General features: G+C 67.3%; 21 protein-coding genes. 12 read left to right on the plus strand and 9 right to left on the minus strand.

Features of this window, described 5'->3' with window-relative positions:
- Positions 1-47 precede the first annotated feature (47 nt).
- From DU478_RS08745 to DU478_RS08760, 4 genes are all read left to right on the plus strand, one after another.
- Positions 48-821: a crotonase/enoyl-CoA hydratase family protein gene (locus DU478_RS08745; protein ID WP_114510576.1), complete on the plus strand. Its 774-nt coding sequence runs from the start codon at positions 48-50 to the stop codon at positions 819-821.
- 40 nt (positions 822-861) lie between these two features.
- Positions 862-1,899, plus strand: a complete 1,038-nt coding sequence (locus tag DU478_RS08750; RefSeq protein WP_114510577.1) for a TRAP transporter substrate-binding protein — start codon at positions 862-864, stop codon at positions 1,897-1,899.
- A 62-nt stretch (positions 1,900-1,961) separates the two neighbouring features.
- The gene (locus tag DU478_RS08755; RefSeq protein ID WP_233501173.1) at positions 1,962-2,492 is read left to right on the plus strand and encodes a TRAP transporter small permease; all 531 of its coding nucleotides are present in this window, start codon (positions 1,962-1,964) and stop codon (positions 2,490-2,492) included.
- A complete protein-coding gene (locus tag DU478_RS08760; protein ID WP_114510578.1) occupies positions 2,485-3,813 on the plus strand; it encodes a TRAP transporter large permease in 1,329 nt (442 codons plus the stop codon). The genes DU478_RS08755 and DU478_RS08760 overlap by 8 nt, the downstream gene beginning before the upstream one ends.
- 16 nt (positions 3,814-3,829) lie before the next feature.
- Here DU478_RS08760 and DU478_RS08765 read toward each other — a convergent pair whose 3' ends face one another.
- The 3 genes from DU478_RS08765 to DU478_RS08775 are packed head-to-tail and all read right to left on the minus strand — an operon-like array spanning position 3,830 to position 6,888.
- A complete protein-coding gene (locus DU478_RS08765; RefSeq protein ID WP_114510579.1) occupies positions 3,830-5,617 on the minus strand; it encodes a feruloyl-CoA synthase in 1,788 nt (595 codons plus the stop codon).
- Positions 5,618-5,641: 24 nt separating this feature from the next.
- The gene (locus tag DU478_RS08770) at positions 5,642-6,406 is read right to left on the minus strand and encodes an SDR family NAD(P)-dependent oxidoreductase (RefSeq protein WP_114510580.1); all 765 of its coding nucleotides are present in this window, start codon (positions 6,404-6,406) and stop codon (positions 5,642-5,644) included.
- Positions 6,406-6,888, minus strand: coding sequence for a MarR family winged helix-turn-helix transcriptional regulator (locus tag DU478_RS08775; RefSeq protein WP_114510581.1), 483 nt, complete (start codon positions 6,886-6,888; stop codon positions 6,406-6,408). The genes DU478_RS08770 and DU478_RS08775 overlap by 1 nt, the downstream gene beginning before the upstream one ends.
- A 329-nt stretch (positions 6,889-7,217) precedes the next feature.
- Here DU478_RS08775 and DU478_RS08780 point away from each other — a divergent pair, with 329 nt between their 5' ends.
- Positions 7,218-9,425 carry an NADP-dependent isocitrate dehydrogenase gene (locus tag DU478_RS08780; RefSeq protein ID WP_114510582.1) on the plus strand — a complete coding sequence of 736 codons (2,208 nt, stop codon included), beginning with the start codon at positions 7,218-7,220 and terminating at the stop codon, positions 9,423-9,425.
- A 320-nt stretch (positions 9,426-9,745) separates the two neighbouring features.
- Here DU478_RS08780 and DU478_RS08785 read toward each other — a convergent pair whose 3' ends face one another.
- The 3 genes from DU478_RS08785 to DU478_RS08795 all read right to left on the minus strand — a co-directional run bounded on the left by DU478_RS08785 (position 9,746) and on the right by DU478_RS08795 (position 12,194).
- Entirely contained in the window at positions 9,746-10,288 is a 543-nt protein-coding gene (locus tag DU478_RS08785; RefSeq protein WP_114510583.1) for an RSP_2648 family PIN domain-containing protein, read from the minus strand.
- Complete coding sequence (locus DU478_RS08790) at positions 10,285-11,505, minus strand: RSP_2647 family RNA methyltransferase (RefSeq protein ID WP_114510584.1); 1,221 nt, start codon at positions 11,503-11,505, stop codon at positions 10,285-10,287. Before DU478_RS08790 ends, DU478_RS08785 begins: the two co-directional genes overlap by 4 nt.
- A gap of 62 nt (positions 11,506-11,567) precedes the next feature.
- Positions 11,568-12,194 carry a DUF6778 family protein gene (locus DU478_RS08795; protein WP_233501174.1) on the minus strand — a complete coding sequence of 209 codons (627 nt, stop codon included), beginning with the start codon at positions 12,192-12,194 and terminating at the stop codon, positions 11,568-11,570.
- A gap of 266 nt (positions 12,195-12,460) precedes the next feature.
- On the opposite strand from DU478_RS08795, the gene edd reads away from it, so the two are divergent.
- Positions 12,461-14,266, plus strand: a complete 1,806-nt coding sequence (gene edd / locus DU478_RS08800; protein ID WP_114510586.1) for a phosphogluconate dehydratase — start codon at positions 12,461-12,463, stop codon at positions 14,264-14,266.
- A gap of 84 nt (positions 14,267-14,350) precedes the next feature.
- Entirely contained in the window at positions 14,351-14,995 is a 645-nt protein-coding gene (gene eda / locus DU478_RS08805; protein ID WP_114510587.1) for a bifunctional 4-hydroxy-2-oxoglutarate aldolase/2-dehydro-3-deoxy-phosphogluconate aldolase, read from the plus strand.
- Here the strand turns inward: eda and DU478_RS08810 are convergent.
- Together DU478_RS08810 and DU478_RS08815 are read right to left on the minus strand one after the other, a co-directional pair.
- Positions 14,992-15,285 carry a hypothetical protein gene (locus tag DU478_RS08810; RefSeq protein ID WP_114510588.1) on the minus strand — a complete coding sequence of 98 codons (294 nt, stop codon included), beginning with the start codon at positions 15,283-15,285 and terminating at the stop codon, positions 14,992-14,994. The genes eda and DU478_RS08810 overlap by 4 nt on opposite strands.
- Positions 15,282-18,062: a [protein-PII] uridylyltransferase family protein gene (locus DU478_RS08815; protein ID WP_114510751.1), complete on the minus strand. Its 2,781-nt coding sequence runs from the start codon at positions 18,060-18,062 to the stop codon at positions 15,282-15,284. The genes DU478_RS08810 and DU478_RS08815 overlap by 4 nt, the downstream gene beginning before the upstream one ends.
- A gap of 106 nt (positions 18,063-18,168) precedes the next feature.
- On the opposite strand from DU478_RS08815, the gene DU478_RS08820 reads away from it, so the two are divergent.
- The 5 genes from DU478_RS08820 to DU478_RS08840 all read left to right on the plus strand — a co-directional run bounded on the left by DU478_RS08820 (position 18,169) and on the right by DU478_RS08840 (position 21,335).
- Complete coding sequence (locus DU478_RS08820) at positions 18,169-18,636, plus strand: YbaK/EbsC family protein (protein ID WP_114510589.1); 468 nt, start codon at positions 18,169-18,171, stop codon at positions 18,634-18,636.
- 394 nt (positions 18,637-19,030) lie between these two features.
- Positions 19,031-19,438: a DUF2852 domain-containing protein gene (locus DU478_RS08825; RefSeq protein WP_114510590.1), complete on the plus strand. Its 408-nt coding sequence runs from the start codon at positions 19,031-19,033 to the stop codon at positions 19,436-19,438.
- 66 nt (positions 19,439-19,504) lie between these two features.
- Positions 19,505-19,948, plus strand: coding sequence for an RDD family protein (locus DU478_RS08830; protein WP_114510591.1), 444 nt, complete (start codon positions 19,505-19,507; stop codon positions 19,946-19,948).
- Positions 19,949-20,027: 79 nt separating this feature from the next.
- Positions 20,028-20,840, plus strand: a complete 813-nt coding sequence (locus tag DU478_RS08835; RefSeq protein WP_114510592.1) for an arginyltransferase — start codon at positions 20,028-20,030, stop codon at positions 20,838-20,840.
- Positions 20,841-21,125: 285 nt separating this feature from the next.
- Positions 21,126-21,335 carry a DUF4287 domain-containing protein gene (locus DU478_RS08840; protein ID WP_114510593.1) on the plus strand — a complete coding sequence of 70 codons (210 nt, stop codon included), beginning with the start codon at positions 21,126-21,128 and terminating at the stop codon, positions 21,333-21,335.
- A 161-nt stretch (positions 21,336-21,496) separates the two neighbouring features.
- Here the strand turns inward: DU478_RS08840 and DU478_RS08845 are convergent, their stop codons facing one another.
- Positions 21,497-23,851, minus strand: coding sequence for a TRAP transporter large permease (locus DU478_RS08845; RefSeq protein ID WP_114510594.1), 2,355 nt, complete (start codon positions 23,849-23,851; stop codon positions 21,497-21,499).
- Positions 23,852-23,853 lie beyond the last annotated feature (2 nt).

The following is a 23,853-nucleotide window of genomic DNA, read 5'->3' on the forward strand; positions in this document are numbered from 1 at the left end:
AACTTGTCCTATAACCGGGGCGGAATAAGACGCCACAGGACCGACGCATGACCGACACCGCCGCCACCCGGATCGACCGGCACGACGATATCGCCGTGGTCACCTTTGACCGGCCACAAAAGCGCAACGCCATGAACGACGCGTTGATTGCCGAGCTGGATGCGTTTTTCTCCAACCCGCCCAAGGATGTACGCGCCGTTGTTATAACCGGTGCGGGCGGGCATTTCTGCTCGGGCCTCGACCTATCGGAACACCAGCACCGCAGCCCCGAAGAGACCGTCTATCATTCGCGAAACTGGCACCGGGTGGCGGATCTCATTGAATTCGGCGGGCTGCCGGTCATCGCGGCGCTCACCGGAGCGGTGATCGGCGGCGGGCTCGAGATCGCCACAGCCGCGCATGTGCGCATCGCCGAGCCGTCTGTGCGGTTCCAGCTGCCCGAGGGGCGTCGCGGCATCTTTGTCGGCGGCGGCGCCACGGTGCGCGTGGGCCGCATCCTCGGCGCCGACCGGATGCGCGAGATGATGCTGACCGGACGCAGCTACGGGGCCGAAGACGGGCATCGCTTGGGCCTTGCCCATTACAGCGTCGGTGAGGGCGAAGCGCTGCCGCTGGCACTGGAGCTGGCCCGCACAGTCGCCGACAACGCGCCCTTCTCGAACTACCTGATGATCCAGGCCATCGGCCGGATCACCGAGATGTCGCGCAGCGACGGGCTTTTTACCGAAAGCCTGTCGGCGGCCATGGCGCAGACGTCAGAGGGTGCTAAAGAGGGGTTGCGTGCCTTTCTGGAAAAGCGCGCCCCGAATTTCCGGCCCTGAGGGCGTCGGCACCAAGACCATCATCTGGGAGGAGCATAGGATGGACAGACGATTTTTCACCAAGACCCTGGGCGCCGCGGCGCTGGCACTCGCCGGCCTGCCGATGGCCGCGCAGGCACAGGACGTGACGCTGCGCCTGCACCAGTTCCTGCCCCCGGTGGCGACGGTGCCCGCGCAGATCCTCAAGCCCTGGGGCGAACGGCTGGCGGAGGCGTCGGACGGACGCATCGCGATCCAGCATTTCGACGCCATGTCGCTGGGCGGCCGTCCGCCCGAGCTGATCGACCAGGCCCGCGACGGCGTGGCCGACATGACCATGACCCTCGTCGGCTACACCCCCGGCCGCTTCCCGCGGACGGAAGTGTTCGAGCTGCCGTTCATGATGACCGACCCCGTGGCCACCTCGCTGGCCTTCTGGGAAATGGTGGAAAGCGACTTCCAGGCATCCGAGTACCAGGACGTCAAGATCCTTGGAGCCTGGGTACACGGACCCGGCCTTGTCCACACCGCCGATCCGGTCAATTCGCTCGAGGATATGCAGGGCAAGACCCTGCGCGGCCCGACCCGGGTGATCACCGACCTGCTGGGCGAACTGGGGGCCACCCCCGTCGGCATGCCCCTGCCCGCCATCCCCGAGGCGCTGTCCAAGGGCGTCATCAACGGCACGGTGATCCCGTGGGAGGTCACGCCGGCGGTGCGGCTCACCGAGCTGGTGAGCAACCACACCGAATTCGCGGGCGACGAGGCGCTTTACACCGCGACCATCGTGCTGGCGATGAACAAGGCGAAGTACGACGCCCTGCCCGACGACCTGCGCGCGATCCTCGACGAAGAAAGCGGCGCCAAGCTGTCGGCCTTTGCCGCCGAGGTCATGTATGCCGCCGACGCGCCCGCCCGGCAGATCGCCGTCGATGCGGGCAACACCATCGTCACGCTGGACGAGGCCGAAGTCGCGCGCTGGAAAGAGGCGGCGCAGCCGGTGATCGAGCGCTGGGTGGCCGAGATGGATGGCAAGGGCATCGACGGTCAGGCGCTGATCGACCAGGCCCGCGGTCTGATCGACGCCAAGACCAACTGATCCGCGCGCGCCGGGCGCCGCGTGCGCCCGGCGCCTTTTGCCCGCAAGGACAGGCTGCCGCAATGTATGCCCGACTTTTCCGGATCGCCGATGCCCTGGCGCGCGGCATGGCCTACCTCGGCGGCGCCGCGCTCTTGGTGATCGTTGTGCTTACCTGCGTGTCGATCGTTGGCCGGGCGCTGGTGCCGCTCGACATCGGCATCGGCCCGATCCGCGCCATCTATGACCTGACCGAGATCGGAATGGCCGCCGCGGTCTTTGCCTTCCTGCCGCTCTGCCAGCTGCGGCGCGGGCACGCCAGCGTCGATCTGTTCAAGCCGCTCTATCCGACCGTGCTGAACCGGCTGCTGGACCTTCTGTTCGACGCCGGGATGCTGTTCATCGCGGTGATCGGCGCCTGGCGGCTCACCCTCGGGATGCTGGACAAGCTGCGCTACGGCGAGACGACGCTGATCGCGCAGATCCCGGTCTGGCAGGGATACGCCGCGAGCCTGCTGGGCGCGGTGGTCTTTGCGCTGGTGGCGGGTTTCTGCGTGCTGCGCAGCCTGCGCACGCTTGGCGGAAAAACCGATGCGGAGCCGGAGCATGTCTAACATCGAGCTGGCGCTCTGGTCCTTTCCGGTCCTGCTGCTGCTGATCTTCCTGCGCGCGCCGATCGCGCTGGCGATGATCGCCGTGGGGGCCACCGGCACATACCTTGCCATCGGCACGCCGATGATGGTGCTGAACCAGCTCAAGACCCTGACCTACGGCACGTTTTCCAACTATTCCTTCTCGATCATCCCGCTCTTCCTGCTGATGGGCCAGTTCGCCACGCTCTCGGGCATGTCAGCGTCGCTGTTTCGCGCCGCCGAGAGCTTTCTAGGGCACCGCAAGGGCGGCGTCGCCATGTCGGCCATCGGCGCATGCGCAGGCTTCGGCGCGATCTGCGGGTCGAGCCTCGCCACCGCCGCGACCATGGGCCAGGTCGCCCTGCCCGAGCTGCGGCGCTACGGCTATCCCGGCTCGCTCTCCACTGGCGCGCTGGCGGCGGGCGGGACGCTGGGCATCCTCATCCCGCCCTCGGTGATCCTGGTGATCTACGCGATCCTGGCCGAGCAGAATATCGAGAAGCTCTTCGTCGCGGCGCTGATCCCCGGCATTATTGCCGCCCTCGGTTACATGCTGGCGATCATGGTCTGGGTGCGGGTGTCGCCCAATTCGGCCGCCGTCAAGGAGCGCGTGCCGTGGGCCGCGCGGATGCGGGCGCTGGGGTCGGTCTGGCCGGTGCTGGCGATCTTCATCGCCGTGGTGGGCGGCATCTATGCCGGCATCTTTACCCCGACCGAGGCCGCCGCCGTCGGCGCCGCGGGCACCGGGCTGGTGGCGATGCTGTCGGGCAAGCTCGATCTTCAGGGACTGAAGGCGGCGATCCTGGCCACGGCCTCCTCGACTGCGATGATCTTCCTGATCATCCTCGGCGCGGGCCTTTACAACAGTTTCCTGGCGCTGACGCAGCTGCCGCAAATGGCCAGCGTCTGGGTGTCCGAACAGGGGCTGTCGCCCTGGGTGGTGCTGACGGCGGTACTGATCATGTACCTGCTGTTCGGCTGCATCATGGATTCGCTGTCGATGGTGCTGCTGACGGTGCCGATCATCTACCCGATCATGTCGGTGCTCGACTTCGGGATGAGCGCGGACGATTTCGGCCTGTGGTTCGGCATCCTGGTGCTGATCGTGGTCGAGGTCGGGCTGATCACACCGCCGGTCGGGATGAACCTGTTCATCATCAACTCGATGGCGCGGGACATTCCCATCGGCCAGACCTACCGCGGCGCCCTGCCCTTCGTGCTGACCGACATGGTGCGCGTCGTGATCCTCGCCGCCTTTCCGGCGATCACGCTGTGGCTCGTGTGGGTGATCGACGCGCTTTAGCGCTCCGTCGCGTCGCTCAGACCTCGATCACCCCGTCGCCGCCCGCGTATAGCTTCGCGATCTCCTCCGTGCGGCCCGCCCGCAACGCACGCTGGTTGAGGCTGCCCTTCTCGGTCACCTCTCCCCGGTCGAAGCTGGGCGGCACCTCCATGACCACGGCTCGGCATACCCGTGAAGCGGACCCTGTGGTGGTCTTGGCCGCCGACGCCAGCGCGGCAGTCAGCGCCGCCTGCCGCTCCGCCGCCGGCATCTTCAGCGCCGCGTCTGACAGCAGCAGCAGCGCGCCGAGTTCCGCACGGTCCTCGCCCACGACCACCGCGTCGCGCACCAGCCCGCCAAGCGCGTCGACCAAGGCCGCGCGCACCGCGCCGACGGCCACCCAGGTGCCGGTCGCGAGCTTGAAGTTCTCCGCCACCCGCCCGTCGAACAGGAACCCCTTGGAGAAATCCTCGGTGTCGACCGGCCGCAGCGCATCGCCGAGCGCGAAGAAGCCTTCGTCGTCAAAAGCCTCCGAAGTCCTGACCGCATCGCGGAAATACCCCGGCGTGATCGTCGGCCCCTTGAGCCGGGCCTCGAGCTTGCCGCCCGATGGCACCAGCTTGAGCACCAGTCCGCGCGCCGGGACGCCGACATTGCCGGCCTTGTCCTGCACCTCGGTGAAGGCCAGCGCGAAGGGCGACGTCTCGGTCGAGCCGAGACCCGTGGCCAGCACCACGTCGCGGCCCGTGGCCTTGCGCCCGATGGCCGCCAGCCGGTCCCATGTGTGCTGCGCCATCCCGGCGCCCGCATAGAAGAGCATCCCGAGATCGGCAAAGAAGGTGCTCGCGAGAGCCTCGTCGGCCTCCAGCGCGGAGACCAGCAGGTCGTAGCCCACCGGCACGTTGAAATACCAGCTGCAGGAGATCTCGCGCAGGTTGCGAAGCGTCTGCTCGAAACGGCCCGGCGCCGGGCGGCCATCGTCGATGTAGTAGGTCCCGCCGTTGGTGAGCGTGAGGTAGAAGACCTTGTTGCCCGCCGCCGTGTGGTTCCACGGTGCCCAGTCCAGCACCACGGGCGGTCGATGGGCGACGAAGCGGTAGCAGTCGCGGATCATCGCCTGGCTGGTGCAGATCATCCCGTGGGTGTTGATCACCGCCTTGGGCGACCCGGTGGAGCCGGAGGTGAAAAGGTATTTCAGAACCGTGTCCGGGGTGATCCGTGCCTGCGCCGCGCGGGCCGGTTCGGGATCGGCCTGCAGAAGCGTGTCGAAGCGCAGGGCCCCCGGCCCGGGATCGGTCAGGTTGATGACCTGCCGCCCCTCGGCGGCGATGGCCTGCAAGGCGGGAGCGAAGGCCGCGCCGTCGTCGGCAAAGACCGCGCCGGGGCGCAGCAGGTCCGCGATGTCGCGCAGCTTCGCATGGTCCTTCGACATCAGTGCATAGGCGGGGCTGACCGGCGCGAAGGGGATGCCGGTGCAGGCGCAGGCCAGCCCCAGCAGCGCGTGTTCCAGCGAATTCTCCGACAGGATCAGCAAAGGCCGATCCGGCCCCAGACCGAGGTCCAGCAGCGCCGCACCGATGGCATGGGCCTGCGCGCGTCCTTCGGCAAAACTGATCCGCCGCCAGTCGCCGTGCGTGTCGCGCCGGGCGATCCAGGTCCGGTCGGGCGCCGCCTCGGCCCAGTGGTCGAGGTAGGCGGGAAGCACCCGGTCATGCGGCTCCAAAGGATCGGGCTGCCACATCAGCACCGTGCCGTCGGCGCGGTGCTCATAGTCGAAACGCGGCTGCCAGAACGGTGCCGGTGCCTCGGTGTCGCCTGCGGTCATCGTCTCCTCCCCGATCAGATGACCCTAACGCGGCGCCATGCGGATCGCCCCGTCGAGCCGGATAACCTCGCCGTTGAGCATCGGGTTGGTGACGATCTGGCCGACGAGCGCCGCATATTCCTCGGGCGCGCCCAGCCGCGACGGGAACGGCACCTGCGCGCCCAGCGATTGCTGCACGTCCTCGGGCAGGCCCTGCAGAAGCGGTGTGAGAAAGAGCCCCGGCGCGATGGTGCAGACCCGCACGCCCTTGTCGGCCAGGTCGCGGGCCATGGGCAGGGTCATGCCGACGATCCCGCCCTTCGAGGCCGCGTAGGCGATCTGGCCGATCTGTCCGTCATAGGCCGCAACGGACGCTGTGTTGACGATCACCCCGCGTGCCCCGTCGTCGCCCACGGGGTCCTGCGCCACCATCCGCGCGGCGGCCTGGCTGGCGCAGTTGAAGCTGCCCAGGAGGTTCACGCGGATGGTCTTTTCGAAAACCGCCGGATCATGCGCCGCGCCGCGCGACACGGTCTTGGCCGCGGGACCGATGCCTGCGCAGTTGACCAGCACCCGCACCGGCGCAAGCTCTTTCGCGCGGTCCAGCCCGGCGGCGACGCTGGCCGGATCGCCCACGTCGACCTTGCAGAAGATGCCGCGCAGCTCGTGCGCATGAGCCTCTCCGGCGTCGGCGTTCAGGTCGAAGATCGCCACCTTCAGCCCCATTCCGGCCAGACCCCGCGCCGTCGCGGCCCCCAGCCCCGAGGCGCCGCCGGTCACCACCGCGCCCGTCCCACTCCACTCCTGCATCAGCTCTCTCCTCCGGCTGTTGTCCTGATCTTGCGCAGCAGCGACAGAAGCTGCGCGCGCTCGGCCATGCTCAGCCCGGCCAGCACCTTTTCCTCGTGGGTCCGTACCGCCGCAACGGCTTCGGCAAAGGCCCGACGCCCGGCGTCGGTGGCCAGCAGCGCCTGCACCCGCCTGTCACCCGGCACCCGTCCGCGCTGCAACAAGCCGCGGCGTTCAAGGTCGTCGACGATCGCAACGAGACCGGAGCGTTCGATGCCCAACCGCCGCGCCAGGGCGCTCTGCGTGATGTTGGGAATCTGCACCACCAGCGACAGTGCAGAGAACGCTCGTTGGGACAGCCCGTCGTCGCCCAGGGCCTCGCGGAAATCGGTGTGAAAGATCACGTATGCGCGTTTGAGGTTGTAGCCGATCAGCTCCTCAAGCGCGAGATCGGCGCATTCGGCCTCTTCGGCGGCGCGCAAGCTGGTGACGGATCGGGCCATCGCGGGCTCCTCGCCTGGGTCCCCGAGAGGACCGTAATTGTTAACCTGGTTAACGTTTATACCTCCTCGGCCAACCTGTCCAGACGGTTGCGCGCAGCCCTTCGGACGGACCCGACTCACCCCACCGAGTCGCCGTCCGCCCTGCCTCACCCCGCTTCGAAACCGTACGTTTACCTCGCAGTCCGCCCGCCTGCGCCCGGAAAACCGACGATTGTATGCGAAAGTATGCAAAAAAATGCCGCAGGGGCGATTTGTTGGCGCGCAGCCGGTAGACCTGCGCCGTCAGACCCGCTAGACGCAGGGCAATCTGACAGAAAGGCGTGCATCTCATGGCTGACCAGAACACCCCCGACATCATCTACACCAAGGTCGACGAGGCCCCCGAGCTGGCCTCGGCCTCTCTCCTGCCGATCATCCGGAAATTCGCCGCGGCGGCGGGCGTCTCCGTCGGCACCCGTGACATTTCGCTGGCGGGCCGCATCATCGCCGCCTTCCCGGAAAAGCTGACCGAGGCGCAGCGCCAGACCGACGACCTCGCGGTTCTGGGCGAACTGGTAAAACAGCCGCAGGCGAACGTTATCAAGCTGCCCAACATCTCGGCCTCGGTGCCGCAACTGGTGGCGGCGATCCGCGAACTTCAGGGCCAGGGGTATGACCTGCCCGACTATCCCGAGGACCCGCAGACCGACGCCGAAAAGGACGCCCGCAAGCGCTATGACGCGATCAAGGGCTCGGCGGTGAACCCGGTGCTGCGCGAAGGAAACTCCGACCGCCGCGCCGCCGCCCCGGTCAAGAAATACGCCCAGAACAACCCGCACCGCATGGGCGACTGGTCCAAGGACAGCAAGACCCGCGTGGCGACCATGGGCGCGAACGATTTCCGGTCGAACGAAAAATCCGCGACTCTGGACAAGGACGCCACCGCAAAGATCGTGCACGTCGGCGCCGACGGCACCGAGACCGTGCTCAAGGACGGCGTGAGCTATCCCGCCGGCACCGTGGTCGACGCGACCTACATGTCCGCATCGGCGCTCGACGCCTTTCTCGCCGCCGAGATCGAGAAGACCAAAGCCGAGGGCACGCTGTTCTCGATCCACCTCAAGGCCACGATGATGAAGGTCAGCGACCCGATCATCTTCGGCCACGCAGTCAAGGCCTGGCTGCAGCCCGTCTTCGACACATACGGCGACCAGATGAAGGCCGCCGGCGTCGATCCGAACTCGGGCCTCGGCGACCTGCTGGAGCGCGTGAAGGACATGCCCGAGGTCCTGAAGGCCATCGAAGAGGTGCGCGACCAGCGCCCGCCGATGTACATGGTCAATTCCGACAAGGGCATCACTAACCTGCACGTGCCGTCCGACGTCATCATCGACGCCTCGATGCCCGCGCTCATCCGCGGCGGCGGCAAGGGCTGGGGTCCGGACAACAAGGAACACGACACCGCCTGCATCATCCCCGACAGCTCATACGCGGCGGTCTATGACGAGACCATCGAGTACTTCAAGGAAACCGGAAAGCTCGACCCGGCGACGGCGGGCACCGTGCAGAACGTTGGCCTGATGGCGCAGAAGGCCGAGGAATACGGATCGCACCCCACGACATTCGAGATCCCAGCCGACGGCACCGTGAAGATGATCCTCGACGATGGAACCGTCCTGCACGAGCACAGTGTCGAAGCGGGCGACATCTGGCGGTCGGCCTCGACCCGCAAGGCGCCGATCGAGGACTGGGTGCAGCTGGCCATCGACCGCCAGAAGGCCGAGGGCTGCGAGGCGATCTTCTGGCTCGACGAGACCCGTGCGCACGATGCGGAGCTGATCAAGTTCGTCAAACCCATCCTCGAGGCCAAGGGCGTCGCGGACACGTTCAAGATCATGGCCCCGCGCGAGGCGACCCGCGCGTCGTTCGAGACGATCCGCGCCGGCAAGACCTCCATCGCGATCACCGGCAACGTGCTGCGCGACTACCTGACCGACCTTTTCCCGATCCTGGAACTGGCGACCAGCGCCAAGATGCTGTCGATCGTCAAGCTGATGCAGGGTGGCGGGTTGTTCGAGACCGGCGCGGGCGGCTCGGCCCCCAAGCACGTCCAGCAGCTGCAGGAGGAAAACCACCTGCGCTGGGATTCGCTTGGCGAATTCTGCGCGCTTGGCGAAAGCCTCAAGTTCCTGGGCGAGATGAAGGACAACAACAAGGCCCGTGTGCTGGGCCTCGCGGTCGAGACGGCGACGCAGGGCGTGCTGGACAACAACCGCTCTCCGGACCGCAAAGCCGGCCAGCCCGACAACCGCGACAGCCACTTCTGGTTCGCGCTCTACTGGGCGCAGGCGCTGGCGGCGCAGACCGAGGATGCCGAGCTCGCATCGCATTTCTCCCCGATTGCGCAGGCGCTGGAAGAAAAGGCCGACGCGATCACCGGCGAGATGCTGGCAGCCCAGGGTCAGCCTGCGGATACGGGAGGCTACTACCACACCGACCCCGAGAAGACCGCCAAGGTGATGCGCCCCTCGGCGACCTTCAACGAGATCATCGGCTGATCCATACAGACCGATCTGCAAGCCAAAGGCCCGGTCACTGCGACCGGGCCTTTTTTTGTTTGTCCTTTACCCTCTCCCGAATTGCGCGCCCGTCCATGTTTTTCCCGGCCCGGAATAAAGGCCGCTTGCGGCCGCCGGGCAGCGGCAGCCAGCCCGACCGGGCTGCCGCTCTGGTGGGTCTTGGCACCGAGCTTCGACGTCGTCCGGATGTTGCTGCCATCAAGCGCGAGAGCGGCGCTGTCGCCGCGGCACCCCGCTGGCTGCCGTCAAGCGTTCTTCAAGGTTTGCCAGCGCCATCGTCGCGAAACGAAAGCGCCGCCTCACCCCGCCAGCGCCTTCCCCAGCCTCGGCAGCCGCGCCTTCTTCATCAGCGCGCGCATCTGCCAGTCGTCACCCGACAGCCGCCGCGCCTCGTTCAGCACCGAGTCGCAGACCTGGGCCACACCGCCGGGATCGCCCTGCCAGTGGCCCAGCAGGAAGGCATCGGGATCGGCGCGGCTCAGTCCTTCCTCGGCCAGCACGCCGCGGGGGAAATCGGCGGCGTTCAACGTCACGACGACATCCGCCGACCCCGCCACCGCCGCCGCAAGGACGTGGATGTCGTTGCCGTCCGGCAGCCACAGCCGCGCCTCGAGCGACGGCGGCCAGTCGACCTCGGCCGCGGGCCAGGCCGCGCGCACGGCGGCGATTTCGGCCCGCGCCTGCGCTTCACCGCCCGGCCCCAGCTTGCGCGCCGCGCGCGCCCATTCCTCGAGGATACGCGCCGACCACAGCGGCGTGTAGGCGCCGCGCGCCGCGACGCCCAGAAGAACCTCGCGCATCACCGTCGGGTAGAGGACGCAGGTGTCGAGAACGACCTTCACAGCCGGAAGAACAGCGCCTTGAGGTAGCCCGACTCGGCCAGCTGCGGCAGCAGCGGATGGTCCGGCCCGGCGCCGCCGGTGTGAATGAGCTGTGCCCGTCGCCCGGCCCGTCCGATGCCGCGCAGGCAGGCGCCGGTGAAAGCGGTAAGATCGGCGGCATGCGAGCAGGAGCAGAGCACGAGGTAGCCGCCCTCGCTGACCAGCGGCGCGGAGAGCCGCGCCACCCGCTCGTAGGCGCGCAGTCCCTTGTCGAGCGCCGGTTTCGACGGGGCAAAGGCGGGCGGGTCGCAGATCACGAGGTCGAAACCTTCGCCCTCATCCCCCAGCGCCGCCAACATGTCGAAGGCATCGCCCTGCCGCGTCGCGAACCGGTCGCCCGCGCCCATCCGCGCGGCGCCCGTCTCGGCCAGCGCCAGCGCCGGAGCCGATCCGTCCACCGCCAGTGCAGACGCGGCCCCGCCCGCGAGCGCCGCCAGCGCAAAGCCGCCCACATGGCTGAAGACGTCGAGCACCCGTGCGCCCTCCGCCAGCCGTGCGGCAAAGGCGTGGTTGGGGCGCTGGTCGAAGAAGAGGCCGGTCTTCTGCCCGCCCGTCACGTCCGCCATGTAGGTGGCGCCGTTCATCTCCACCGGCAGCGGTGCTTCGGGCGCGGTGCCCAGCAGAACCGCATCCCGGTCGTCCAGCCCTTCGAGGCTGCGGCCCCGCCCGCCGGCATTCTTGAGGATCGTCGTGCAGCCCGTCACCTGTGCCAGCGCCGCCGCCAGCGGCGCGATCAGCACATCCGCCCAGGCGGCATTGGGCTGGATCACGGCCACGTCGCCGAACCGGTCGATGATGATGCCGGGCAGCCCGTCCGCCTCGGCATGGACCAGCCGGTAGAAGGGCGCATCGAAGAGCCGCTCGCGCAGGGCCAGCGCCTTCGAGAGACGCGCGGCAAACCAGGCTTCGTCGGGCGCGGAACCGCCTTCGGCATCCAGCATGCGGCAGAAAATCTTGGAGGCGGGATTGACCGCCACCAGCCCCAGCGGACTGCGCTCGGCATCCTCCAGCAGCGCGACGGTGCCGGGGGTCAGCGCGCCGGTGCGGCGGTCGACGACCATTTCATTGGCAAAGACCCATGGAAAGCCGCGGCGCACGGCGCGGGCATTGGCCTTGGGCTTGAGCCGGACGACCGGCAGGCCGGCCGACAGATCGGAAGGGGCGGAGGGCTGTGTCATGCGGCCCTCTTAGCCGCTCTGCCGGTCGCTGGGAAGCGCCGTTTGCGGCGCCGCGACCGGGCTCAGCGCAGCGCGGCGTCCGGACCGGCGAGCGCCAGAAGCGCCGTGTCGGACCCGGCCAGTTCCTGCGCCAGCACGTCGGTCAGGTGGCGTGTGATGCGGTATTTCTGCGTGACACCGCGCGCTTCGGCCAGCATCGCCTGCTTGCCGCCATAGCCCTGCAGATCGGCGCGCACCTCGTAGGTCGGGACCACCGGCAGGCCGGTTCCGGCATCGACGAAGGTCAGGTCGAAGGTGATCGAATGCACCCCGCCGACCGTGTAGCGTGCCTTTTCCGAAATCGCGTGGAAGCGCTTGACTTCGATCCGTGCCACGACCGGGAGATCTCCGGCGACGACCCGTCCCGCACGGCCCAGGCTGGTGTCGAAGATCGCCTTCACTTGCGCATATCGGTCGCCCATCGGTTCTCCGCGCCAGACGATGTCGCCCTGGGGATAATAGAGATTGGCCTCGGACACGCGCAGCGTCTCCGGCACCCGCACCTCGTAATCGACAAGCCGCATGGACGGCGCCGCATGGGTCGCGGACAGGTCCACCCGCACGGCGTTCCGGCTGGCGGTATCGACGGTGGCGCATCCGGCGGTCGCCAGGACCATCATGGCTGCGCAAATCATTCCGGTTCTGGGCATTCTGCTCTCCTCGTGCCGTGTCGTCTCTTTCGGACATTGAACGCTGTATGCCCGGCCTTTCAGGCCGCATTTGGGCGGCATTGGGATAAATTGGCGGTCATCCCGGCGCCGGCCCGCGCGAAACCATACCCAGTGTGTCGCGTTTGCGGGGTTTACTGTTAGCGCTAACCGGCCTATGTAAACCGCATTGGAATTCCGGTCCGCGCCCGCGGCCCCTCGCCCTGCCGGACGCCGGACCTTTCGGACCTCGGGACAAGGACACCGCCATGACCCTGAACGCGACCATCGCCAAAGTCACCGACCGGATCGAGGAGCGCAGCGAGACGATGCGCGCCACATATCTAGACCGGATGCGCCGCGCCGCCGACGAAGGCCCCCGCCGCGCCCACCTGACCTGCGGCAACCAGGCCCATGCCTATGCTGCCATGGGCGGCGACAAGGACGCGCTGGCAGGCGGGCGGACGCCCAACATCGGCATCGTCACCGCCTACAACGACATGCTTTCGGCGCATCAGCCCTTCGAGAAATTCCCCGATATCATCCGCGCCGCGGCCCGCGCGCAAGGCGGCACCGCACAGGTCGCGGGCGGCGTGCCGGCCATGTGCGACGGCGTCACGCAAGGCCAGGTCGGGATGGAGCTGTCGCTGTTCTCCCGCGACGTGATCGCGCTCGCGGCGGGCGTAGCGCTGTCGCACAACGTCTTCGACACGGCGCTCTACCTCGGGGTCTGCGACAAGATCGTGCCGGGGCTGGTGATCGGCGCGGCCACCTTCGGCTACATTCCCGGCATCTTCCTGCCCGCGGGGCCGATGACCTCGGGCTTGCCCAACGACGAAAAGGCCAAGGTGCGTCAGCAGTTCGCCAGCGGCGAAGTCGGCCGCGACGCGCTGATGAAGGCCGAGATGGCGTCCTATCACGGCCCCGGCACCTGCACCTTCTACGGCACCGCGAACAGCAACCAGATGCTGATGGAATTCATGGGCCTGCACCTGCCCGGCGCGTCCTTCGTGAACCCGAACACGCCGCTGCGCGAGGCGCTGACCGTGGCGGGCACCGAACGCGCGTTGGAGATCACGGCGCTTGGCAACGACTACCGTCCGGTCTGCGACATCCTCGACGCCAAGGCTTTCGTCAACGGCATCGTCGGGCTGATGGCGACGGGCGGGTCGACCAACCTGGTGCTGCACCTGCCGGCCATGGCGCGCGCCGCCGGCATCGCGCTGGAGCTCGAGGATTTCGACGAGATTTCCAACGCCGTTCCGCTGATGGCCAAGGTCTATCCGAACGGCCTTGCGGACGTGAACCATTTCCACGCAGCGGGCGGGCTTGGCTACATGATGGGCGAGCTTTTGCAGGCGGGTCTGCTGCACGAGGACGTCAAGACCGTGGCGGGCGATGGCCTCGCGCTCTACACGCAGGAGCCCAAGCTGCAGGACGGCCGCGTCGTCTACGGCCCGGGCGCGGGCAAGACCGGCAACGACAAGATCCTGCGCCCCGCCAGCGACCCGTTCCAGAAGACCGGCGGCTTGCAACAGCTCTCGGGCAACCTTGGCAAGGGAATGATGAAGACCTCCGCCGTCGACCCGTCGCGCCACGTGATCGAGGCGCGCGCCCGGGTGTTCCAGGACCAGGAGGCGGTCAAGACCGCGTTCAAGGCCGGGGAATTCACCGAGGACACCATCGTCGTCGTTCGCTTCCAGGGCCCCTCGGCCAACGGCATGCCCGAGCTGCATTCGCTGACCCCGACCCTCGCCGTGCTGCAGGACCGCGGGCTCAAGGTGGCGCTGGTCACCGACGGCCGGATGTCGGGTGCGTCGGGAAAGGTGCCCTCGGCGATTCACATCTCGCCCGAGGCCGCCAACGGCGGGCCGCTCGCGAAAGTGCAGGACGGGGACCTGATCCGGCTCGACGCGGTGCAAGGCATCATCGACTGTCTCGAAGACGGTTTCGACGCCCGCACGCCGGTCGAGGCCGACCTCGCCGACAACGGCCACGGCGTCGGACGCGAGCTGTTCCGCGCCTTCCGCGAAAACGTGGGCCTCGCCTCCAACGGTGCCGCGGTGGTGGTCTGATCGCGGACTTGCTGCTGCTTCATCTTGCCAGATAAACTCCCGCCGGAGGCATCCCGACGCCTCGGCTCAAGCAAAGGTCCGATCATGCTCACGCCCCTCGCCGCCTCCACCCAGACCGAAGCCGTTTGCCGCCTTGCCCCGGTGATCCCGGTGCTGGTGATCGACGATGCCAGCAGCGCCCGGGCGCTGGCCGAGGCGCTGGTCGCCGGCGGCCTGCCCGCGCTCGAGGTGACTCTGCGCACGCCCGCGGCGCTCGAGGCCATCAGCGAAATGTCCAAGGTCGAGGGCGGCACGGTCGGCGCGGGTACGCTGCTGACGCCGCAGGACGTGCAGAACGCCGTCGCCGCGGGGGCCAAATTCGGCGTCTCGCCGGGGGCTACGGATACCATCCTCACCGCCTGTGAAGAGGCCGACCTGCCGCTCCTGCCGGGGGCCGCGACCGCCTCCGAGGCGATGCGGCTCCTGGAGCGCGGCTACAGCGTGCAGAAGTTCTTCCCGGCCGAGGCCAATGGCGGGGCGCCCGCGCTCAAGGCCATCGGCGCGCCGATCCCGCAGGTGCGCTTCTGCCCCACCGGCGGCGTGTCACTGAAGAACGCGGGCGACTACTTGGGCCTGTCCAACACGCTTTGCGTTGGCGGCAGCTGGGTCGCGCCCAAGGATCTGGTGGCCAAGGGCGACTGGAAGGCCATCGAGGAACTGGCCGCCGAAGCCGCCGCCCTGCCCCGCTAGGCCTGACCGTCGCCGCGGTCGCGGCCTCGCCAGCCGCCGCGGCGGCGCGGCCTGCCCATGCCTTCAAGCCCCTCGCGCAGCACGCGCGTCATCGGATGGGCAGGCGTCTCGTCATCCTCTGTTCCGTGCCGCGCGATCAGGGTGGCGATCAGCGCGGCCGTATCGGCATCCACCGGCAGCGCCAGCGCCCAGTCGAGAAAGATCGACCGGCATTCGCCATAGGTGATGCCGTCGATCGCATAGGCTTCGGCCACCAGGCCCTTGGGATCGACCGCGTCGCCCTTCCTCATGGCGCTTCCTCCGGGTCGGGCAAGGCCGCGTCGATGATCCGCGCCGCCTCTCGTGTCATGCGCACCAGTCGGTCCTCCAGGGTTGCGATGCTGTCGGTGGCCGTCAGGCGCTGCAGCAGCGCCCGCCCGCCGGCGCCCATGTCCTCGGGGGTCATCGGCCCGTCGCGCATCAGCCGCAGCGCGGTCTGCACCGCGGCGCAGAGCGCGTGGGTTTCGGCCAGCTGCGCCGCCTCCGCCTCGGTCAACCAGCCTGTGTCGGCGGCGGCGGCCAGCCCATCTTCGGTCCGCGATGGGGCCGAGGGCGCGATGAGCGCCCCTGCCTGAGCCACCAGTTCGATATCCTGCATCCGGCCGGGACCGACCTTGGGGTCCCACGCCCCGCCGCCGCCCTTGGCCGCGGCGATGCGGGTGCGCATCTGCGCCACGTCGCGCAGCACCGCGTCGCGGTCGCGCGGGGCTGACAGCAGGTCGGTGCGGAAGTCCGACACGTCGCAGGCCAGATCCTCGGGCCCCGCCACCACCCGCGCCCGGGTCAGCGCCAGGTGCTCCCAGGTCCAGGCGGCTTCGCGCTGGTAGGTGCGGAAGGCGTCCCAGGACGTCGCCACCGGCCCCTGGTTGCCCGAGGGGCGCAGGCGCATGTCCATCTCGTAAAGCCGTCCCTCGGCCATCGGCGCGGTCATTGCGGTGATCAGCGCCTGGGTGAGGCGCGCGTAATAGACCCGCGCCGTCAAGGGCTTGCGACCCTCGGACGACTCCACGCCGTCGGGGTCGTAGATCACGATCACGTCGAGGTCGGACCGCGCGGTCAGCCGTCCGGCGCCGAGCGACCCCATGCCCAGCACCACCGCGCCCCGGCCCGGCGCGGGCCCGTGTTTGGCCGCGAACTCGGCTTTCACCACCGGCAAGAGACCGGCCAGCGTCGCCTGCGCCAGATCGGCATAGGCGGCCCCCGCTTCCGCCCCGTCCATCAGACCGCGCAACAGGTGCACACCGATGCGGAAGTACCATTCCTTGCCCCAGCGCCGGGTCGCATCGAGTTGGCGCTCGTAATCCTCTTCGCGCTCCAGCAGGGTTGAAAGCTCTTCGGTCAGCGCCGCGACCCCCGGCCAGGGCGCGAAGAAATCGCCGCCGATCACCGCGTCGAAGACACCCGCGTTGCGCGACAGGTACTTTGCAAGGTCCGGCGAGGTGCCGACGATATCGACAAGAAGGTCAATCAGCTGCGGATTCGCCTCGAAGAGCGAGAAGAGCTGCACCCCCGCGGGCAGGCCTTCGAGAAAGCCGTCGAAGGCCACCAGCGCCTCTTCGGGCTTGGCGGTCTGGCCCAGACGGCGCAGGATCTCGGGCTTGAGGCGCTTGAAGATCTCCACCGCGCGGCCCGAGCGCAAAGCGGCGTAGCGCGGCCAGCGGGCGGTGATCTCTTCGCTCTTGGGCAGTTCCGGCGCATCGGCATCGCCGCAGGACGGGGCGAAGAAATCCTCGGTCAGGCTGTGGACCTCTTCCAGCCGGTCGCGCAGGTCGGTCTTCAGGGCGTCGACCTCGCAGCCCATCAGGGCCGCAAGCCGGTCAAAGCCTTCGTCGCTGCCCGGCAAGTCGTGTGTCTGGGCGTCCTGGATCATCTGCACACGATGTTCGACCTCGCGGTGGGCGCGGTAGTGGCGGATCAGCGTTTCGCCGGTGTCTTCCGGCACCCAGCCGCGGTCGATCAGAGCGCGCATCGCGGGCACGGTGCCGCGCAGACGCAGGCCCGGGTCGCGCCCGCCGGCGATGATCTGCCGGGTCTGGGTGAAGAACTCGATCTCGCGGATGCCACCCCGGCCCAGCTTCACGTTGTGCCCCGGCAGGGTGATCGGTCCGCCCAGCCCCTTGTGTTCGCGGATGCGCAGGCGCATGGCATGGGCATCCTCGATGGCGGCGAAATCCAGGTGCTTACGCCAGACGAAGGGGGTCAGCGTCTCGAGAAACCGGTCGCCGGCCGCGATGTCGCCTGCGCAGGGCCGCGCCTTGATATAGGCGGCGCGTTCCCAGGTGCGCCCGAGGCTTTCGTAATATCGCTCCGCCGCCTCCATGGCGAGGCAGACGGGCGTCACCGCGGGATCGGGCCGCAGGCGCAGATCGGTGCGGAAGACGTAGCCGTCGCCGGTCTGATCGCCAAGCAGCGCGCACATCTTGCGGGTGGCGCGGACAAAGCCCTGGCGCACCTCGAAAAAGGTGTCGGGATCGAAGCGCGTCTCGTCGAACAGGCAGATCAGGTCGACGTCCGAGGAATAGTTGAGCTCGTGCGCGCCCATCTTGCCCATGGCCAGCACCACCATGCCGCCAGCATCCTCCAGCGCCTCGGCATCGACCCCCGGCAGCTTGCCGCGTTTGACCTCCTGCGCCACGGCCGCCGTCAGCGCGGCGGTGCAGGCGCGGTCGGCAAGGTCCGAGAGCGCCCCGGTCACCTGTTCCAGCGGCCAGACCCCGGCAAGGTCCGCAAGACCCGTCAAAAGCGCCGTGCGCCGCTTGGCCTGCCGAAGCGTGGAGGCAAGGGCGCCATCCTGCCAGTCGAGGCCGTCCAGCTCGGTTCGCAGCGCCGCCTCGGGGTCGTCGAGCGCCGTTTCGAGCCAGGCGCCTTCCTTGGCCATCAACCCCTGCAGATACGGGCTGCATCCGCCGGTGCCCTGCAACAGCTCCGCCACCGGACCGCTGGCCCAGGGCACGTGGTCCAGGGTATCGCGCCCCCGGTCGGGGTCGAAGGGGCGCGGGCTGCGGGTGATGCGGTCGGCAAATGTCATGGCCACAGATGGACACGACGGGCGCGGGCATGCAATGGCCTGCTTGCATCTGCCCCGCCCCGCGCGGCACTACTGGCCGCGCAGCCCATCCACCAAGGAGCCAGAGATGAGCAAGAGCCTGTCCCGCGTCCGCGCCGCGCTGATCGCCGCCGGACAGAGCGACGACATCCGAGAAGTCGGCGCCGCCCGCACCGCCGCCGAGGCCGCCGAAGCCGTGGGCTGCGAGATCGACCAGATCGCCAAGTCGATCATCTTCCGCGCCGAAGAGACGGGCACGGCGGTGCTGTTCCTGACCGCCGGCGGCAACCACGTCGACCGCGACAAGGCCTCGGCCCTGGCGGCGGAGCCTTTGGGCAAGGCGGATGCGGGGCTGATCCGGGCGCAGACCGGGTTCGCCATCGGCGGGGTCGCGCCCATCGGGCACCTCAACCCGATCCGCGCCTGGTGCGACCCGCGCCTGACCGAGTTCGAGGTGATCTGGGCCGCCGCGGGCACCCCGCGACATGTGTTTCCGCTGGATCCGAGGGTGCTGCTGGAGCTGACCGGCGCGCCGGTGGCGGATTTCACCCAGTAAATCGGAACGCCATTCCTGCCGCGCAGCGCCGGACCGCGATGCGGCGGTGCTGCTGCGCGCTTTATACCAACCGAACCCGAACTGCCTTTGAATTGCGCTCTGTGATTTGCCAAATCGCCGGACCGGAGAGCGGTCCGGCCCCTACCGGCAGGTTTGGCACGCCAAACCCGCCTGCCGGGCAACGGATGCGCGGCGGCGACCAAAGGTCGACTTGAATCCGCGCAGAGATAGCCAAGGACGCGCGCAAAATATTGTCCTTGTTCCATTTTTCATTCCGCATTCAGAAAATGTAAAAAACCTTCACATCATCCCTTGAACCAGCGCCATGTCCTCTCCATCTAGATAATGTGAAAGGCATTCACATCGTAACGCAAGCACAGAAACGGAGACCAACATGACATCTGCCACACAACCCGTCTCGCACATGGCCAACCCCGGTTGGTTCTCCCGTGCAGAGGCCTGGCTCGACAATCGCGGCAAACCCGCCTGGATCGCGGCCATGGTGCTCGGGTTCATCTTCTTCTGGCCCGTCGGCCTTGCCCTTCTTGCCTACATGATCTGGAGCAAACGCATGTTCAGCACATCCTGCCGCAAATCCATGAAGTCCGCCGGTTTCGGCGCCATGAAATCCAGCGGCAACGCCGCCTTCGACGCCTACAAGGCCGAGACCCTGCGCCGCCTGCAGGACGAGCAGGAAAACTTCGAAGCCTTCCTGGCCCGCCTGCGCGAAGCCAAGGACAAGGCCGAGTTCGACCAGTTCATGGAAGAGCGCGCTGCCAAGTCGCAAAGCGACAGCCAGTAACCTGCCCCTTGGCATGGCCCCCGCGAGGGGCCATGTCTCTCCCATTCCACGCATCCGAGGACGACCATGCACGCCTATGTTTCCCACCTGCCCGACCCGGCGCACCAGCCCGAGTTCTACGCCTCCGTACCCACGAAGCGCGCGCTGGCCTGGGTCGTCGACATGCTCGTGACCGTGGTGCTGCTGCTGCCGGCGCTGGTCATGACCGCCTTCATCGGCCTCTTCTTCCTGCCGTTCCTCTACATGACGGTGGGGTTCATCTACCGCGTCGTGACCATCGCCTCCGGCTCGGCCACCTGGGGCATGCGGCTCATGTCGATCGAACTGCGCGACGCGCAAGGCGCACGTTTCGACTTCGGCCAGGCCTTCCTGCACACGGCGGGCTATACATTTTCGCTGGTGATGGCGCCCTTGCAACTGGTATCGGCGCTGTTCATGTGCGCGACCGACCGCGGCCAGGGTCTGACCGACCTCGTCATGGGATCGGTGATGATCAACCGCCGCGCGTGATCGCCATTTCCGGGGGGTTGGCGCAGGGCGCATCTGTTGCTAGGCTTTGTCCAACCTCGATCCCGGACGAACATCGCACATGCGCCATACGCTTCCCCTAGCGCCCCAGTTCTACGTGACTGCGCCGCAGCCCTGCCCCTACCTGCCGAACCGGATGGAGCGTAAGCTGTTTACCGCGTTGCAGGGGGAATCGGCGGAAAAACTGAACGACAGCCTGTCCAAGCAAGGTTTCCGCCGGTCGCAGAACGTGCTCTACCGCCCCAGCTGTTCGGAATGTGCGGCCTGCCTGTCGGCGCGCATTTCGGTTGCGGATTTCAAACCGTCGAAAAGCCAGCGCCGCAGCATGAACCGCAACGCGCACCTGCGCCGCCGCGCGTCGAGCCCCTGGGCCACCGAAGAGCAGTACACGCTCTTCCGCCGCTACCTCGACAACCGCCACGCCGATGGCGGCATGGCCGACATGGATGTGTTCGAATTCGCCGCCATGATCGAGGAAACGCCGATCCGCAGCCGCGTGGTGGAATATACGAACGAAAAGACCGGCGCCCTGACCGCGGTCTGCCTGACCGATGTGCTCGATGACGGGCTGTCCATGGTTTACTCTTTCTACGAACCCGACCTGCCGCGGCAAAGCCTCGGGTCCTGGATGATCCTCGACCATATCGAGATCGCGCGCGAAGCCGAACTGCCGTATGTCTACCTGGGCTACTGGGTGCCGGGCAGCCCCAAGATGGGCTACAAGGCCGGATTTTCCGGGCTGGAGATCTACCGGCACGGCAGCTGGCAGACGTTGCGCGACCCGGATGATTACAGCGCCGACACGCATCCGCTGTCCACCGACCCGATCGCCGAACAGGTGGCGAATATCTCGCTGCCGGATTCGCGCGGCTGACAGCCCTTTGCCATCGGCGCGCATCGGGCCGGCATCCGCCCAAAGTCCTGAGCGCTGCATTTCCGAAAAAGTCGGCTCTGCGGACCAAGCTGCCATTCGCTGCGGACTGTGCCAACTTCGGCTTTCCTGAATGGAAAGGGGCCAATACATTTGGCTCTAGCGATGCAGTTGGCGCAGTGGCAGTGCGCACACTCCACCATGAAGCATTTCTCGGTCAGAGAGTTGCGGCGTGCCGTTTTTCCCGGCACTCTCCGCTAGAGCATTAAGCATGAGAGAAACCGTTCCATGGAAGACAAGGTCAAAGGCCCGGCCTCCTATTTCCCTTCTATCGAGAAGACTTACGGCAAGCCGGTTCAGCATTGGCTCGGCATCATCGCAGACAGACCCGAAGAGAAGCACATGGAGACAGTTGCTTGGCTCAAGTCTGACCATGGACTCGGTCACGGCCATGCAAATGCGCTCGTGGCTCATTCGCGGGCCTCGAAGATTAGGTGAAAATCAACATTCCCCGCCAGCAGATCTAAAAAAACCAGTCATGTCTTGATGGCGCCGCATCCTTCATTCCGGGCTCGATCCTGCCGTTCGCTTCGCTTGAAACGGCGATGAAAAACGCCGCTCCAACCGGAGCGGCCTTCTTTCCTGCTTGCTCGGCCCGATCAGTTCGGAATGAGGTCCGGCACGATGGTCACGATCCCCGGGAAGAACCACAGGATCGCCAGCCCCAGCACCTGGATCAGCACGAAGGGCGCCACACCGCGGTAGATGTGGCCTGTGGTGACCTCCCTCGGCGCCACGCCGCGCAGGTAGAAGAGCGCAAAGCCGAACGGCGGCGTCAGGAAGGACGTCTGCAGGTTCACCGCGATCATGATCGTCACCCACTTGGGATCGAACGACCCGCCGTAGATTACCGGCCCGACGATGGGCACGACGATGTAGATGATCTCGAGGAAATCCAGAACGAAGCCCAGCACAAAGAGCACCAGCATCACGATCAGGAAGACCTTGATCTCGGAATCGAAGCTTTGCAGGAACTGCTGGATATAGTGCTCGCCCCCGAAGGAGATCACCACGAGGTTCAGCAGTTGGCTTGCGATCAGGATCGTGAAGACCATGCTGGTGACCTTGGCGGTCTCGCGCACCGCCGGTGTCAGCACGCCCGAGGTGTAGAGCACCCAGCAGCTGAAGAGCAGCCCGAAGAGCGCGTAGAGATAGGCCGCGTAGCTGACGATGAAGGCGATCCACGACTCCAAGCTGACGCCGTCGAGGTTGATGCGCAGGTCGAAGTTTACCCCGATCAGGATCATCACGATCACCGCGAGGGTCGACCAGATGATGATCTTGGGGCTGCGGTCCTGTTCCTTGAGCTTGCGGTAGGCGGCGAGCATGATCGCCCCCGCCGCCCCCAATGCCGCGGCGGGCGTGGGGTTGGTGATGCCGCCCAGAATCGAGCCCAGCACCGCCACGATCAGCACCAGCGGTGGAAAGACCACGCGGATGAGCTCGTTGCGGGCCATGCGCGTCGCGGCGACCTTGCTGGCCCAGAGCGCCAGCGCCGCCGGGATGGCGAGGATCAGCACCGTCGCGCCCGCCGAGGTCAGCGGCCCGACGAACAGCACGTCGAACAGCAGCACACCCAGCAGACCGATGGCGCCGAGGATCAGCGGCTTCGGGTCCGAGGACGGCGACACGCCGCGCGCGGTGGTCAGCAGCAGCGCCAGCATCACCACCAGCACCGCGACACCGGTGCCGATGGGCGCCGCGTTCGCCACCTTGTCGGCGCGAGCCTGTTCAATCTCCTCCGGCGTCAGGCGCACGCTCTCGGCGGCGCCGCCGGCCGCGTCGATTGCGGCCTGTTCGGCCACCGCCCTGTCCCAGGCCGCCTGCCCGTGCAGGTCGATCATCGCCGCCTGGCAGTCCGGGCTCACGTTGGTGCGCAGGCTCGCCGCCTCGCCGATGTCGGAGAAGCTATCGACATTGGTGGCCTGCGACCCGATCAGGTTGACGTTGGCCAAAAGCATCGCCCCCGCGATGAGCGCGATGGGCGCGCCGAGAAACCAGGTGAAGCCTTCGCCGCGGGTGATGACCTCGCCGGTTGCATGGCCCATCTCGACCGCCGGGGCCTTTTCCGGGTTCAACAATGCGAATGCAAAGGCATAGCCCGCGTAAAGCAGCGCCAGCAGGATGCCCGGCAGCAACGCTGCCTGGAACAGTGTGCCGACCGACACCACTGCCGGTTCGCCGAGGTAGGTCAGCGCATCGGTGCAGCCCGCAAGCTGCGCGCGGTTGTCCTGTGCGGCGGAATAGAGATCACCTGCCAGCGTGCCCAGAAGCACGATGACGATGGACGGCGGGATGATCTGGCCCAACGTACCGGAGGCCGCGATGACCCCGGTGGCCAGCTCAGGCGAATAGTTGTTGCGCAGCATCGTCGGCAGCGCCAGCAGGCCCATGGTCACCACCGTCGCACCGACGATGCCGGTGGAGGCGGCAAGGAAAGCGCCCACCACGACGATGGACACCGCGAGGCCGCCCGGCAGCGGGCCGAAGACCCGCGCCATGGTTGTCAGCAGGTCGTTGGCGATCTTGGAGCGTTCGAGCACGATTCCCATCAGCACGAACATCAGTACCGCCAGCAGCGTCTCGATGCTCTGACCCGCCAGCACCCGCTCGTTGATGCGGTTGACGATGAAGGACACGTTGCGGTCCAGCGCGGTTTCCCAGCCATTGGGAAAGACCGGCATGCCGATGCGCGGCAGGTCCGGGTTCCGGAAGATCGAGATCGCCGCCTCGTTGGCGCCCGAGGCCACAAGCGCGTTGTACGCCTCCGAGCTTTCGTCGATAGCCTGGTGGATCAGCAGCCCGGCGCTGTCGAGCGCCGCGATGATGCCGAAAGAGATCACCGCGGCGCCGCCGATGGCAAAGGCCACCGGAAAGCCCGACAGGATCGCGGCGAAAAGGGTGACGAAAACGATGATCAGGCCGATCTCGACGCCATCTAGTCCGAACAGCATGG

Source organism: Thalassococcus profundi, assembly GCF_003344785.1.
Classification (GTDB): domain Bacteria; phylum Pseudomonadota; class Alphaproteobacteria; order Rhodobacterales; family Rhodobacteraceae; genus Puniceibacterium; species Puniceibacterium profundi.

Excerpts from the sequence above, each read along its gene's own strand:
- DU478_RS08745 (WP_114510576.1), top strand. The coding sequence starts at position 48 with ATGACCGACACCGCCGCCACCCGGATCGACCGGCACGACGATATCGCC.
- DU478_RS08750 (WP_114510577.1), top strand. The coding sequence starts at position 862 with ATGGACAGACGATTTTTCACCAAGACCCTGGGCGCCGCGGCGCTGGCA.
- DU478_RS08755 (WP_233501173.1), top strand. The coding sequence starts at position 1,962 with ATGTATGCCCGACTTTTCCGGATCGCCGATGCCCTGGCGCGCGGCATG.
- DU478_RS08760 (WP_114510578.1), top strand. The coding sequence starts at position 2,485 with ATGTCTAACATCGAGCTGGCGCTCTGGTCCTTTCCGGTCCTGCTGCTG.
- DU478_RS08765 (WP_114510579.1), bottom strand. The coding sequence starts at position 5,617 with ATGACCGCAGGCGACACCGAGGCACCGGCACCGTTCTGGCAGCCGCGT.
- DU478_RS08770 (WP_114510580.1), bottom strand. The coding sequence starts at position 6,406 with ATGCAGGAGTGGAGTGGGACGGGCGCGGTGGTGACCGGCGGCGCCTCG.
- DU478_RS08775 (WP_114510581.1), bottom strand. The coding sequence starts at position 6,888 with ATGGCCCGATCCGTCACCAGCTTGCGCGCCGCCGAAGAGGCCGAATGC.
- DU478_RS08780 (WP_114510582.1), top strand. The coding sequence starts at position 7,218 with ATGGCTGACCAGAACACCCCCGACATCATCTACACCAAGGTCGACGAG.
- DU478_RS08790 (WP_114510584.1), bottom strand. The coding sequence starts at position 11,505 with ATGACACAGCCCTCCGCCCCTTCCGATCTGTCGGCCGGCCTGCCGGTC.
- DU478_RS08795 (WP_233501174.1), bottom strand. The coding sequence starts at position 12,194 with ATGCCCAGAACCGGAATGATTTGCGCAGCCATGATGGTCCTGGCGACC.
- edd (WP_114510586.1), top strand. The coding sequence starts at position 12,461 with ATGACCCTGAACGCGACCATCGCCAAAGTCACCGACCGGATCGAGGAG.
- eda (WP_114510587.1), top strand. The coding sequence starts at position 14,351 with ATGCTCACGCCCCTCGCCGCCTCCACCCAGACCGAAGCCGTTTGCCGC.
- DU478_RS08810 (WP_114510588.1), bottom strand. The coding sequence starts at position 15,285 with ATGAGGAAGGGCGACGCGGTCGATCCCAAGGGCCTGGTGGCCGAAGCC.
- DU478_RS08815 (WP_114510751.1), bottom strand. The coding sequence starts at position 18,062 with ATGACATTTGCCGACCGCATCACCCGCAGCCCGCGCCCCTTCGACCCC.
- DU478_RS08820 (WP_114510589.1), top strand. The coding sequence starts at position 18,169 with ATGAGCAAGAGCCTGTCCCGCGTCCGCGCCGCGCTGATCGCCGCCGGA.
- DU478_RS08825 (WP_114510590.1), top strand. The coding sequence starts at position 19,031 with ATGACATCTGCCACACAACCCGTCTCGCACATGGCCAACCCCGGTTGG.
- DU478_RS08830 (WP_114510591.1), top strand. The coding sequence starts at position 19,505 with ATGCACGCCTATGTTTCCCACCTGCCCGACCCGGCGCACCAGCCCGAG.
- DU478_RS08835 (WP_114510592.1), top strand. The coding sequence starts at position 20,028 with ATGCGCCATACGCTTCCCCTAGCGCCCCAGTTCTACGTGACTGCGCCG.
- DU478_RS08840 (WP_114510593.1), top strand. The coding sequence starts at position 21,126 with ATGGAAGACAAGGTCAAAGGCCCGGCCTCCTATTTCCCTTCTATCGAG.
- DU478_RS08845 (WP_114510594.1), bottom strand. The coding sequence starts at position 23,851 with ATGCTGTTCGGACTAGATGGCGTCGAGATCGGCCTGATCATCGTTTTC.